Source organism: Streptomyces sp. (assembly GCF_036524955.1).
Lineage (GTDB): Bacteria > Actinomycetota > Actinomycetes > Streptomycetales > Streptomycetaceae > Actinacidiphila.
This window is the reverse complement of sequence record NZ_DATDBG010000287.1, coordinates 13,596-27,276: the sequence shown is the minus strand read 5'-3', so window position 1 is coordinate 27,276 and position 13,681 is coordinate 13,596. Positions and strand designations below refer to the sequence as shown.

General features: G+C 75.0%; 5 protein-coding genes. 4 read left to right on the top strand and 1 reads right to left on the bottom strand.

Going from position 1 to position 13,681, the window contains the following annotated elements:
• The 4 genes from VIW71_RS23000 to VIW71_RS22985 are packed head-to-tail and all read left to right on the top strand — an operon-like array spanning window position 1 to window position 12,620.
• Window positions 1–3,768 carry an SDR family NAD(P)-dependent oxidoreductase gene (locus VIW71_RS23000; protein WP_331624432.1) on the top strand — a complete coding sequence of 1,256 codons (3,768 nt, stop codon included), beginning with the start codon at window positions 1–3 and terminating at the stop codon, window positions 3,766–3,768.
• A 45-nt stretch (window positions 3,769–3,813) separates the two neighbouring features.
• Complete coding sequence (locus tag VIW71_RS22995; protein ID WP_331624431.1) at window positions 3,814–9,540, top strand: SDR family NAD(P)-dependent oxidoreductase; 5,727 nt, start codon at window positions 3,814–3,816, stop codon at window positions 9,538–9,540.
• A complete protein-coding gene (locus tag VIW71_RS22990) occupies window positions 9,537–11,057 on the top strand; it encodes an FAD-dependent monooxygenase (RefSeq protein WP_331624429.1) in 1,521 nt (506 codons plus the stop codon). Before VIW71_RS22995 ends, VIW71_RS22990 begins: the two co-directional genes overlap by 4 nt.
• Before the next feature lie 12 nt (window positions 11,058–11,069).
• The gene (locus tag VIW71_RS22985; RefSeq protein ID WP_331624433.1) at window positions 11,070–12,620 is read left to right on the top strand and encodes an acyl-CoA carboxylase subunit beta; all 1,551 of its coding nucleotides are present in this window, start codon (window positions 11,070–11,072) and stop codon (window positions 12,618–12,620) included.
• Between the two features lie 95 nt (window positions 12,621–12,715).
• On the opposite strand, the gene VIW71_RS22980 is transcribed toward VIW71_RS22985, so the two are convergent.
• Window positions 12,716–13,588, bottom strand: coding sequence for an aldo/keto reductase (locus VIW71_RS22980; RefSeq protein ID WP_331624428.1), 873 nt, complete (start codon window positions 13,586–13,588; stop codon window positions 12,716–12,718).
• Window positions 13,589–13,681 lie beyond the last annotated feature (93 nt).

Sequence of the window (13,681 nt, the reverse complement as noted above, 5' to 3'; positions counted from 1 at the left end):
TTGCTGACCGAGCAGCGGGAGTGGCCGGTGACGGGGCGTCCGCGTCGTGCGGGGGTGTCGTCGTTCGGGATCAGTGGGACCAACGCTCATGTGATCCTCGAACAGGCTCCCGCCGACGAACCCGTGGAAGACGACCCGGACGCCGGCCAGGGCGCGCCGCTCGCCCCGGCGCCACTGCCGCTGTCCGCCAAGAGCCCCGAAGCGCTCCGGGCGCAGGCGCAGCGCCTTCTGGACCGGATCGCCGCCGGCGGTACGGAGACCCGGCCGCCGGACGTCGCGTACGCCCTCGCCACCACTCGGGCGGTGTTCGAGCACCGCGCGGTCGTACTCGGCGCCGACGAGGGGGAGGTGCGGGACGCCCTCGCCGCGCTCGCCGAGGGCCGGCCCGCGCCCGGACTGATCCAGGGCGTCGCCGACCGCGACGGCAAGCTGGCCTTCCTCTTCACCGGCCAGGGCAGCCAGCAGCCCGGCATGGGACGCGAGCTGTACGCCGCCCACCCGGCGTTCGCCCGGGCGCTGGACGCCGTGTGCGCCGCCATGGACGGCAGGCTGAACCGGCCGCTGCGCGAGGTCATGTTCGCCGAGGACGGCACGGACGACGCCCTGCTGCTCAACGAGACCCAGTACACCCAGGCGGGACTGTTCGCCCACGAAGTCGCGCTCTTCCGGCTCCTCGAATCCTGGGGCGTCCGCCCCGACCACCTGATGGGCCACTCGATCGGCGAGCTCGCGGCCGCGCACGTGGCAGGCGTCCTGTCGCTCGACGACGCCGCCGCGCTGGTCGCCGCCCGCGGCAGGCTGATGCAGGACCTTCCCCGCGGCGGCGCCATGGTGTCGGTGCTGGCCGCGGAGGAGGAGGTGACCGGCCTGCTGGAAGGACACGAGGACGAGGTGTCCGTCGCCGCCGTCAACGGCCCCGGCTCCGTGGTCGTCTCCGGCGATGAGGAGACGGTGCTGCGGATCGCAGGGGAGCTCGCCGCCCGCGGCGTCAAGACCCGCCGGCTCAACGTCAGCCACGCCTTCCACTCGCCGCGGATGGCCCCGATGCTCGACGAGTTCCGCGCGGTCGCCGGAAAGCTCGCGTTCTCGCCGCCCAGGCTGCCGATCGTCTCCAACGTCACCGGCCGCCTCCTCACCGCGGAGGAGGCCCAGTCGCCCGACTACTGGGCCGACCACGTCCGCCGGGCGGTGCGCTTCCACGACGGAGTCCGCGCCCTCCGCGCCGAGGGCGTCACCACCTACCTGGAGCTCGGCCCCGACGCGGTACTGACCGCCATGGCGCAGGACTCGCTCACCGAGACCGACCCGGGCGCCGACCCCGAGGGCGACGGCCCGCCGCAGCCCCTGCTGATCGCCGCTCAGCGCCGCACCCGGCCGCAGGCCGCCACGCTGGCCGCCGCGGTGGCCGAGGCGCACGCCTACGGAGCCGTACGGCTCGACTGGCCGGCCCTGCTCGGCGGTTCGGCGGCACACAGGGCCGAACTGCCCACGTACCCCTTCCAGCGCCGGCGCTACTGGCTCGACAACCCGAGCACGATCCCCGGCGCGGCCGGTCCGGACGAGGGCCCCGACGACGAGTTCTGGTCGGCCGTGCGCGAACGGGACCTCGCCGCCCTCGCGGACACCCTCGGTGTCGCGTCCGACGGCGCCCTGGCCGAACTCCTGCCCGCCCTCGCCTCCTGGCGCGAGGACAGCGCGCGGCGGTCGGCCACCGACTCCTGGCGCTACCGGACGGCGTGGTGGCCCGCCGCCCCGGCCGCCGACCAGGCCCTGACCGGCACCTGGCTGGTCGTCGTGCCGGCCGCCCTCGCCGGGGACGCACACGTCACCGCGGTCGAGGCCGCGCTCGCCGAACGCGGCGCCCGCGTGGTCCGCACCGTCGTCGACCCGGCCGCCGGGCAGACGGCGCTGGTCACGCAGCTCACCGAGGCCCTGGACGGCACTCCCGCCGACGGCGTGCTCTCGCTCCTCGCGCTCGACACGGCACCCCACCCCGACCACCCGGCGGTGCCGCGCGGCACCACCGCGACCCTCAGCCTGCTCCAGGCTCTCGCCGACAGCACCCCCGCAGACGCGGCCGCCGGCCCGGCACGGCTCTGGCTGCTGACCCGGGGAGCGGTCTCGACCGGCGGCTCGGACACCCTGGACGACCCGGCGCAGGCGCAGGTGTGGGCGCTGGGACGGACGGCGGCGCTGGAGCACCCGCAGCTGTGGGGCGGCCTGGTCGACCTGCCCGCCGACCTCAACGACACGGTCCTGCGGCGGCTGACGGCCCTGCTGGCCGACCCTGCGGGCGAGGACCAGTCGGCGGTACGCGCCTCCGGTACGTTCGTCCGCCGCCTGGTGCGCGCCGCAGCCGCGCGGCCAAGCGGCGCCCACCGGACGCTGTGGCCCAGCGGCGCCCACCGGACGCCCAGCGGTACCGTTCTCGTCACCGACGGCACCTGGGGGATGGGCGCCCGGGTCGCCCGCCGGCTCGCCGCGCAGGGCGCCGACCACCTGACCCTCACACACGCGCCCGGCGCCCGGCCGCAGGAGACCGAGCGGACCGTGGCGGACCTCTCCGCCCTCGGCGCGCACGTCACCGTCGCCGCCTGCGACCTCGCCGACCGCGCGGCGGTGGCCGCGCTGCTCGCGGACATCCCGGCCGACCGGCCGCTGACCGCCGTGTTCCACACCGCGGGCGAACTGCGCACCGCGGCCCTGGCCGACACCGACCCGGCGGAATTCGCCGCCACCGTGGCCGCCAAGGCGGCCGGCGCCACCCATCTGCACGAGCTCACCGACGGCGGCACGCTGGACGCGTTCGTGATGTTCTCGTCCATCGCCGGGGTGTGGGGCAGCGCGGGCCAGGGCGCGTACAGCGCGGCCAACGCCCATCTCGACGCCCTCGCCGAGCACCGCCGCGGCCGCGGCCAGGCCGCCGTCTCGTTCGCCTGGGGCGTGTGGGCGGACACCGCCCCGACCGCGGGAGAGCCGGCCGACCCGGCCGCCGAGCAGGCCCGCCGCGAGCGGCTGCGCGGCATCGGGCTGGCCGAGATGGACCCGGAACTCGCCCTGACGGCGATGGAGGGCGTTCTCGGCGGCCCGGCCGACGGCCCGTACGTCGTCGCCGACGTCGACTGGGCCCGGTTCGCACCGGCCTTCACCGCCACCCGGCCCAGCCCCTTCCTCGGCGGCGTACCCGAGGCGGAGCAGGCCATGACGGAGGCCGCGGGGGACGGCGGTGAGGGCGCCGCCGAGGCCGCCGGCACCCTGCTGCAGTCGCTGGCCGGACTGACCGACGCGGAGCAGGAACGGCTGCTGACCGACCTGGTGCGCGGCGAGATCGCCGCGGTGCTCGGCCACTCGGGACCCGAGTCCATCGGCGCCGGGCGGGCACTGAAGGACCTCGGCCTGGACTCACTCGCCGCGGTGGCGCTGCGCAACCGGCTGGGCGCGGCCACCGGGCTGCGGCTGTCCGCCACCCTCGTCTTCGACCACCCCAGCCCGGCCGCGGTCGCCGCCCACCTGCGCGCGTCGCTCGGACCGGCCGAGCCGGACACGTCCCCCCTGGACGAGGAGCTCGACAAGCTGCAGGCGCTGCTGGCCGGGTTCACCGGCGACCAGGCCGCCCGCGACCGGGCCGGCGCCCGGCTGCAGTCCTTGCTGTCCGCGCTCACCGGCCCGGCCCCGGCGTCCGAGGCGGCGACCGTCGCCGCCCAGCTGGACGACGCCACCGACGAGGACATCTTCGCCTTCATCGACGGCGAGCTCGGCACCCTCTGACCCGGCAGCACGGCACGCCAGTGCCTTACACCAGCGAGGAACGTCATGAACACGACATCCGACGAGAAGAAGCTGCGGGACTACCTCAAGCGCGTGACCGTCGAACTCACCGAGTCCCGGCGCCGCCTGAAGGAGGCGGAGGACAGCCGCCACGAGCCGATCGCCATCGTGGGGATGGGCTGCCGCTTCCCGGGCGGCGTGCGCTCCCCGGAAGACCTGTGGAAGGTGGTGGAGTCCGGCGCGGACGTGATCTCCGGCTTTCCGGCCGACCGCGGCTGGGACCTGGACCACCTCTACGATCCCGACCCCGACCGGGCCGGACACAGCGTGACCCAGCAGGGCGGGTTCGTCTACGAGGCGGCCGACTTCGACGCCGAGTTCTTCGGGATATCGCCGCGCGAGGCACTGGCGATGGACCCGCAGCAGCGGCACTTCCTCGAAGTGTGCTGGGAGGCGCTGGAGCGGGCCGGTATCGACCCGGAGACGCTGCGCGGCAGTCGCACCGGCGTGTACGCGGGCTGCGTCACCGACGACTACCAGATCACCCTCCAGTCCGCGCCCGACGAGATCGAGCCGTACCGGATGACCGGCGCCGCCCGCAGCGTGCTGTCCGGCCGGGTGTCGTACACCTTCGGCCTGGAGGGACCGGCCGTCACCGTGGACACCGCCTGCTCCTCCTCCCTGGTCGCCCTCGACCTGGCCGCCGAGGCGCTGCGCCGCGGCGACTGCTCGATGGCACTGGTCGGCGGCGTGACCGTACTCGCCACACCGACGGAGTTCGTCAACTTCAGCCGCCAGCGCGGCTTCTCCCCGGACGGCCGGTGCAAGGCGTTCGCCGCGGCGGCCGACGGCACGGGCTGGGCCGAGGGCGTCGGCGTGCTCGTGGTGGAGCGGCTTTCCGACGCGCGCCGCGCCGGCCACCACGTGCTGGCGGTGGTCCGGGGCTCCGCGGTCAACCAGGACGGCGCGTCCAACGGCCTGACCGCGCCCAACGGCCCCTCCCAGCAGCGGGTGATCCGCCAGGCCCTCGCCGGGTCCGGGCTGTCCGCCGCGGAGATCGACGCCGTGGAGGCCCACGGCACGGGGACACGGCTCGGCGACCCGATCGAGGCGCAGGCGCTGCTGGCGACGTACGGGCAGCAGCGCGACGGCGGTGAGCCGCTGTGGCTGGGGTCGATCAAGTCCAACATCGGGCACACCCTGGCCGCCGCGGGCATGGCCGGGGTCATCAAGATGGTGATGGCGATGCGGCACGGTGTGCTGCCGCGGACGCTGCACGTGGACGAGCCGTCGCCGTTCGTGGACTGGCGGTCCGGCGCGGTGGAGCTGCTGACCGAGCAGCGGGAATGGCCGCGCACCGACCGCCCCCGCCGCGCCGCGGTCTCCGCGTTCGGCATGAGCGGCACCAACGCCCACGTCGTCCTCGAACAGGCCCCGGCCGACGAGGCCGCGGACGCCGAGCCGTGGAGGGCTGACGCCGGAACTCCCGGAGCGGGCGGCCGAGGGACGAGGCCACCCGCGGAGGGTGGGGGCACCTCCCGCCGAAGGCAGGGGGAGAGCAGGAGGACCGACCAGGAGCAGCCGACCGCGCCCGCGCCGGCGGCGGCCGCCGGGCAGACCGCCGCCGTACCGCTCCTGGTGTCCGGCCGCGGCCGCTCGGCACTGCGGGCCCAGGCCGGCCGGCTCGCCGCCCACCTCGCCGCCCACCCCGGACTCGACCTCGCCGACCTCGCCTTCTCCCTGGCCACCACCCGCGCGGGGCTCGACCACCGGGCAGTCGTCGTCGGCGGCGACCGCGCCGCCCTCGCCGACGGCCTGACCGCCCTCGCCGACGGCAGGAGCGCCGAGCACGTCGTCACCGGCGCCGTCCGGGAACGCGGCAAAACGGTGTTCGTCTTCCCCGGCCAGGGCTCCCAGTGGGCCGGCATGGCGGTGGAACTCCTGGACAGCGCACCGGCCTTCGCCCGCCGGCTGCGCGAGTGCGCCCGGGCCGTCGGCGCCTGCGTCGACTGGGACGTCGAGGACGTACTGCGCGAACGGGACGGCGCGCCCTCGCTGGAGCGCATCGAGGTCGTCCAGCCCGTGCTGTTCTCCGTGATGGTGGCTCTCGCCGAACTGTGGCGCTCCCACGGCGTGGAGCCCGACGCCGTCGTCGGCCACTCACAGGGCGAGATCGCCGCCGCCTGCGTGTCCGGTGCGCTCACCCTGGAGGACGCCGCCCGGCTCGTGGTGCTCCGCTCCCAGCTCTTCGCCGACGAACTCGTCGGCCGCGGCCAGGTCGCCTCCCTCGGGCTCTCCCAGGCCGAGGCGGAACCGTGGCTGCGCCCGTACGGCGAGAGGCTGTCCATCGCCGGCATCAACAGCCCCCGGCTGGTCACCGTCGCCGGCGAGCCGGCCGCGCTCGCGGAACTGGTCGAGGCGCTCACCGCCGAAGGCGTCCGGGCCCGGGTCATTCCCGCCACGGTGGCCTCGCACTGCGCCCAGGTCGACCCGCTCCGCGACCGCATCGCCGAACTGCTCGCCTTCGTACGCCCCAGGGCCGGGCGGGTACCGCTGTACTCCACCGTCACCGGCACGGTGCTGGACGGCTCCGAACTGACCGCCGACTACTGGTTCGAGAACTGCCGGCGCCCCGTCAGCTTCGAACCCGTGGTGCGCACGCTGCTCGCCGACGGCTTCGACGTGTTCGTCGAGTCCAGCGCCCACCCGGTGCTGGCCCTCGGCGTCGAGGAGACCGCCGAGGACAGCGACCTGGACCCGGTCGTGGTGGGCACGCTCCGCCGCGGGCAGGGCGGTACGGCACGATTCCTCACCTCCCTGGCCGAACTGCACGTCCGCGGCGGGGCCGTCGACTGGAACCCGCTGTTCGCCGGCGGCCGCGCCCGACGGGTGGAGCTGCCGACCTACGCCTTCCAGCACCGCCGCTACTGGGTCGAGTCCGCCTCCGGGCAGGACGCCGCCGCGGCCGACGCCGTCGAGGACGCGTTCTGGCAGACCGTGGAACGCGAGGACCTGGAGTCCCTCGCGGCGACCCTGTCCGTGGGCACGGACGCCCTCGCGGAGGTGCTGCCCGCCCTCGCGTCCTGGCGGCGCGGCAGCCGGCTGGACGCCGAGCTCGACGCCTGGCGGTACAAGGTGGTCTGGCAGGCCGTCGGCGATCCACCGCCGGCCGCCCTCACCGGCACCTGGCTGGTGGCCGTGCCCGCCGCGGAGGCCGCGCCGCTCACCTACGCCGTCATCGCGGCGCTGGAGAGCGCCGGTGCGGCGACCGTGACCGTCGCCGTCGGCCCCGACGCGGACCGGGAGGCGCTCGCGGTCCGGCTGCGCGAGGCTGCCGCCGGCGGTCCGTTCTCCGGCGTCCTGTCCCTGCTGCCGCTGGACGCCGCGTCCGACGAGCGGCACCCGGAGCTGCCCGCCGGGCTCGCCGGGACGCTGCTGCTGCTGCAGGCGGTGTCCGACGCGGGCCTGGACCGCGCGGTGTGGACCGTGACCCGCGGAGCGGTCGGCGTCGGCGCCGCCGACCCGGTCGACGAACCCGTACAGGCCCACGTATGGGGACTGGGCCAGATCGCCGAGCTGGAGGTGTCCCACCTGTGGGCCGGGGCGATCGACCTGCCCCGGGCCGCGGGGGAGCGGGACCTCGCCCGGCTGACCGGCGTGCTCGCCGCACCCGGCGACGAGACACAGCTCGCGGTACGCGGGTACGGCCTGTTCGCCCGGCGCCTGCTGCGCGCCCCCCGCACCGCCGCTCGTACCGGCCAGGACACCTGGCAGCCGCGGGGCACCGTCCTGGTGACCGACGGCACGCACGGCCCCGGCGCGCACGTCGCACGACGGCTCGCCGCCGCCGGGGCCGACCACCTGCTGCTCACCCACGGGGCAGACCGCCCGGCTGCCGCCGTGGGTGAGCTCCGCGCCGAACTCGAGGCGGGCGGCACCCGGGTGACCGTGTCCGAGTGCGACCCGGCCGACCACGCGGCGCTCGCCGGGGTCCTGGCCTCCGTACCCGGCGACGCGCCGCTGACCGCGGTCTTCCACACCGCGGGCCTCCTGGAGGAGGAGGCGCTGGGCACCCTGACTCCCGCCCGGCTCGCCGCCGTGCTGCGCACCAAGGCCCTCGGCGCCCGCCACCTGGACGAGCTGACCCGGCAGCACGAGCTGTCGGCGTTCGTCCTGTTCTCGTCCGTGACCGCGGCCCTCGGCGGCGGACTGGGGCTGGCCGGCTACGCCGCGGCGAACGCCTACCTCGACGCGCTGGCCGAGCACCGGCGCGCGTCCGGCCGCCCCGCGACGTCCCTCGGCTGGGGCGTGTGGCGGGAGGAGCACACCGACCCCGAGGCGGCGGCCGGCGCCGCGGCCCGGTACGAGCGGCTCGCGCGGCGCGGCCTGCCGCCCATCGCACCCGAGCGGGCCCTGGCCGCCCTTCAGCAGGCCCTCGACGAGGACGCCGCCACCCTCGTGGTCGCGGATCTCGACTGGGACGCCTACCAGCGGGTGATCGCCGCCGGACGCCCCCGGCCCCTGGTCGCCGGCATCCCCGAGGTCGCGGCCGCGGTACGCGGCACCGGCTCGTCCGGCGCCGACCGGACGTCGGCGGTGCTGGGGGCGCTCGGCACCGCGGCCACCGCGGCCGAACGCTACGACCTGCTGCTCGGCCTGGTCCGCGCCGAGATCGCCGACCTGCTGGGATACCCCGACCCGGACGTCATCGACGCCGAGCGCGACTTCCTCGAACTCGGCATGGACTCCGTCGCCGGGGTGGCGCTGCGCAACCGGCTCGACACGGCCCTGCAGCGTCGGCTGCCCGCGCGGCTGGTCATGGACCGGCGCACCCCGGACGCACTGGCCAGGTTCCTCAGGGACGAGCTTGCCGGGCCGGCGGACGCGACCACCGACGACGCCGGCGACGGCGTCGCGGCGCGGTACCTGCGCGCCCTCGTCGAGGGCCGGACCGACGGACTCGACGACCTGATCGCCGAGGCGGTGCGCCGCCGCCCGTCCTTCGAGGTGCCCGAGCCGGCCGACGTGCCCGCGTCGGTCGCCCTCACCGGCGGCACCCGCGGCCCGTCGCTGATCTGCCTTCCCACGGTGCTGGCCACATCGGGGCCGCACCAGTTCGCCCGGTTCGCCGCCCACTTCACCGGTGACCGGGCCGTCTCGGCGCTCGCGCTGCCCGGCTTCCTGGAGGGCGAGCGGCTGCCCGCGACCCTGGAGGCCGTCACCGCCGCCGCGGCCGAGGCCGTACGGCGGCGCGCCGCCGGCGCGCCCTTCGCCCTGGTCGGCTACTCCTCCGGCGGAGTGCTGGCCCACGCGGTCACCGCGGTCCTGGAGGCCGAGGGCGTCTTCCCCGAGGCGCTGGTCCTCCTGGACACCTATCTGCCGGACAGCGGGGTCCTGGCGGAGATCGGCCCGGCGATCATGAGCGGCATGGCCGAGCGGCTCGCCGAGTTCGCCCCGCTCGGCGACGACCGCGTCACCGCCATGTCCGGCTACCTGGAGCTGGTCTCCGGCTGGCGCCCGGCGGACATCAAGGCCCCGGTGCTGCTGGTCCGTCCGGCCCGGCCGGTGCCCGGGGCGGACCGTATCCCCGACGGCGGCTGGCGGTCCGCCTGGCAGTGGCGCCACGAGGCGGTCGACGTGCCCGGCGACCACTTCTCCATGATCGAGGAGCACGCCGCGGACACCGCGCAGGCCGTGCACCAGTGGCTCGACGACATCGCGCCCCGGGGAAGCGCGGCCACCCCCACCACGGCGAAGGAGCAGTCGGCATGAAGCAGCGAACCCCGGTGTTGATCGTGGGTGCGGGACCGGTCGGGCTGGCCACGGCCTGTGCGCTGTGGCAGCGCGGAGTCCCGGCCCGGGTCGTGGAGGCCGCCGAGGAGCCGCACACCGGCTCCCGCGCGGTCCAGCTCCACCCGCCCACCCTGCAGGTGTTCCGGGAGCTCGGCATCCTCGACGAGGCCGAGCGGCTGGGCCTGCGTATCCGCTCCACCAGCTACCACCTGGCCGACCGCCGCACCCTGCGGGTCGAACTCGGCGCCCGCAACGAACCCCTGATGCTCCCGCAGGTGCACACCGGCCGGCTTCTGGAAGCCGCCCTGGAGCTGGCCGGCGGCCGTGTGGAGCGGTCCGTGCGGGTCACCGACGTGGTGGTCGGGGACGACGTCGTCGCCGTCAAGGCCCAGGGACCGGACGGCATCGAACTGATCGAGGCCGACTGGCTCGTCGCCGCCGACGGGGTGCGCAGCACCGTCCGGGAGCGGCTCGGCATCGAGTTCGCCGGCAGCGACGTGACCACGGGCTTCCTGCTCGCCGAAGGCCGGATCGACGGCGCCTTCGAACGCGACGCGGTGCACTACTTCCTGGGACGCAACGGGTCGGTCGTCTTCGCCGCCATGCCGGGCGACCGGATCCGGATCTCCGGGCCGGTGCCGGAGGGCTTCCCGATCGACGCCGAGGGCGTCCAGCGGCTGCTGGACGAACGCGGCCCCGGCGGGCTGCGGGTCACCGGCCTGGACATGATCAGCCAGTTCACCAGCCAGGAACGCATCGCCGTCACCCTGCGCCAGGGGCGCTGCTTCCTGGTCGGCGACGCCGCGCACACCCACTCGCCGCTCGGCGGCCAGGGCCTCAACCTCGGCCTGCAGGACGCGCACAACCTCGCCTGGAAGCTCGCCGGGGTGATCGGCGGAGCACTCGCGCCGGACATCCTCGACACCTACGGCCCCGAACGCCGCCAGGCCGCCGAGCAGATCGTCCGCAGCACCCACCAGTTCCTCAAGGTGTTCCGGCTCGGGCCGGTCGCCGCGCGGGTGCGCGACACCGCGTGGGCCGGCCTGGACGCGGCCGGCGTGCTGCGCCGCTGGTTCGTACCGCTGCTCGCCGGCTGGAGGATCCGCTACCCCGACCTGCTCGGCGAGGCCCGCGCGAGCCGGCCGGCCGTGACGGCCGCCGCCGCCGTGACGGCCGCGGTGCGCCGGCGGTACCGGCTGCCCGCGCCCGGCAGCCGGGCCCCGCACTGGGTGCCCGCACCCCGCGCCGGCACACCGGGGTTCCGGCTGGTCGTGGTGGGCCCCACCGAACCCGTTCAGGCCGGGCGCGGAGACACGCCGGCCGGCGAGTCGTCCGTACCGGTCAGCCGTGAGTACGTGCACGGGCGCACCTCCGGCTTCCTGCTGCTGCGCCCCGACGGCTATGTCGCCGCGAGCGGCACCACCGCGGCCGAACGCGCCGCAGCCGAACGGCTGCTGGCCCGTATCGCCGCAGCGTCGACCGAGAACCGAGGCTGAAGGGCCGTGGCCATGCACCCCCAGGAACGCCTGGCGGAACTGATCAGACTGAAGACCGAGGTCCGGCAGGGTCCCGACCCGGCGGCGACCGAGCGGCAGCACGCGCGGGGCAAGCTGACCGCCCACGAGCGCATCGAACTGCTGCTGGACGAGGGCTCGTTCCAAGAGATCGAGGCGCTGCGCAGGCACCGCTCCACCGCCTTCGGAATGGACCGGCGGCGGCCCTACTCCGACGGTGTCCTCACCGGCTGGGGAACCGTGCACGGGCGTACCGTGTTCGTCTACGCGCACGACTTCCGCACCTTCGGCGGCGCGCTCGGCGAGGCGCACGCCGCCAAGATCCACAAGCTGATGGACCTCGCCGCGGCGGCCGGCGCCCCGCTGGTGTCGCTCAACGACGGTGCCGGGGCCCGGATCCAGGAAGGCGTCACCGCGCTCGCGGGATACGGCGGGATCTTCCGCCGCAACACCCGCAACTCCGGGGTCATCCCGCAGATCAGCGTGATGCTGGGACCCTGCGCGGGCGGCGCGGCCTACTCGCCGGCCCTCACCGACTTCGTCTTCATGGTCCGCGACACCGCCCAGATGTTCATCACCGGCCCCGATGTGGTGCAGGCCGTCACGGGCGAGCGCGTCAGCATGGACGGGCTGGGCGGCGCCGACGTGCACGGCGCCACCTCCGGCGTCGCCGGATTCGTCTACGACGACGAGGAGAGCTGCTTGGAGGAGGTCCGCTACCTGCTCTCGCTGCTCCCGCAGAACAACCGGGAGACGCCGCCGGTCGAGTCGTCCGGCGATCCGGCCGACCGTACCAACGACATCCTGCTGGACCTGGTTCCGGCCGAGCCCAACCAGGGCTACGACATGCGCGCCGTGATCGAGGAGATCGCCGACGGCGGGATGTTCTTCGAGACGCACGAGATGTGGGCCACCAACATCGTCTGTGCCCTGGCCCGGCTCGACGGGCACGTGGTCGGCTTCGTCGCCAACCAGCCCGCGTCGTCCGCCGGCGTGCTGGACATCCACGCCTCGGAGAAGGCCGCCCGTTTCGTGACCATGTGCGACGCCTTCAACATCCCGCTGGTCACCCTGGTCGACGTGCCCGGCTTCCTGCCGGGGGTCGCACAGGAGCACAACGGCATCATCCGGCACGGCGCCAAGCTGCTGTACGCCTACTGCAACGCCACCGTGCCGCGCATCCAGCTCATCGTCCGCAAGGCGTACGGCGGCGCGTACATCGTCATGGACTCCCGGTCGATCGGCGCGGACATCTCGCTGGCCTGGCCCGGCAACGAGATCGCGGTCATGGGCGCGGAGGGCGCGGCCAACGTGATCTTCCGCCGCGAGATCACCTCGGCCGACAACCCCGAAGCGGTGCGGACGCTGAAGATCAAGGAGTACAAGGCCGAGCTCATGCACCCGTACTACGCGGCCGAGCGCGGCCTCGTCGACGACGTGATCGACCCCAGGGACACCCGGCGGGTGCTGATCCGCTCGCTGGAGATGCTGCGCACCAAACACGCCGACCTGCCCTCCCGCAAGCACGGCAACCCCCCGGCGTGAGGCGCGCGGCCGGGGCCGCACGCACCGGTGTCCGGACGCCCGCCGCTCGGCGGGTGTCCGGACACCGTTTTCGCGCCGGCACGTTCGGACGGTGCTCAGCAGGCAGCGGTGATCGCCGCGTACTCCTCGTCGGACAGACCGACCGTGGCGCCGCCGACGTTCTCCTCCAGGTGCGCCACCGAGGACGTGCCGGGGATGGGCAGCAGCGCGGGGGAGTGGCGCAGCAGCCAGGCCAGCGCGAGCTGGGCGGGGGTGGCGTCGCGGTCCTTCAGCAGGCTGGCGAGCGGGCTGCCGGGCTCGGCCAGCGCGCCCATGGCGATGGGGAACCAGGGGATGAAGGCGAGACCGTGCTCCTCGGCGTAGCGCAGCACGTCCTCGGACTTGCGCTCGGCCAGGTTGTACAGGTTCTGCACGGAGACGATCTCGGCGGTGCGCCGGGCCTGCTCCAGCTCGTCGACGCCGACCTCGGACAGGCCGATGTGCCGGATCTTGCCCTCCTTCTGCAGCTCGGCCAGCTCGCCGACCTGGTCCTCCAGCGGCACCGCCGGGTCGATCCGGTGGAGCTGGAGCAGGTCGATGGCCTCAAGACCGAGGTGGCGGAGGTTCAGTTCGACCTGCTGGCGCAGGTACTCCGGGCGCCCCAGCGGCCGCCAGTCCTCGGGGCCGGGCCGGCTCAGGCCCACCTTGGTGGCGATGACCAGACCGTCGGGGTAGGGGTACAGCGCCTCGCGGATGATCAGGTCGGCGGTGAACGGGCCGTAGGCGTCGGCGGTGTCGATGAAGTCGACGCCCAGTTCCACGGCGCGGCGGACCACCCGGACGGCCTCGTCCCGGTCGGCCGGCTCGCCCCATATGCCCGGGCCGGTGAGCCGCATGGCGCCGTAGCCGAGCCGGTTGACGGTGAGATCGCCGCCGATCCGCAACTGGCCGGCGGCCGCGGCCGGGGCGGTGGTCAGGTCAGTGCTCATCGTTGCAAGCCTTTCAGCAGTGTTCGGAGGGGATGCGGTGAGCAGTCCAGTGAACAGCGTTTACTAACTACATGGACGTTGTCAATTGAGCAC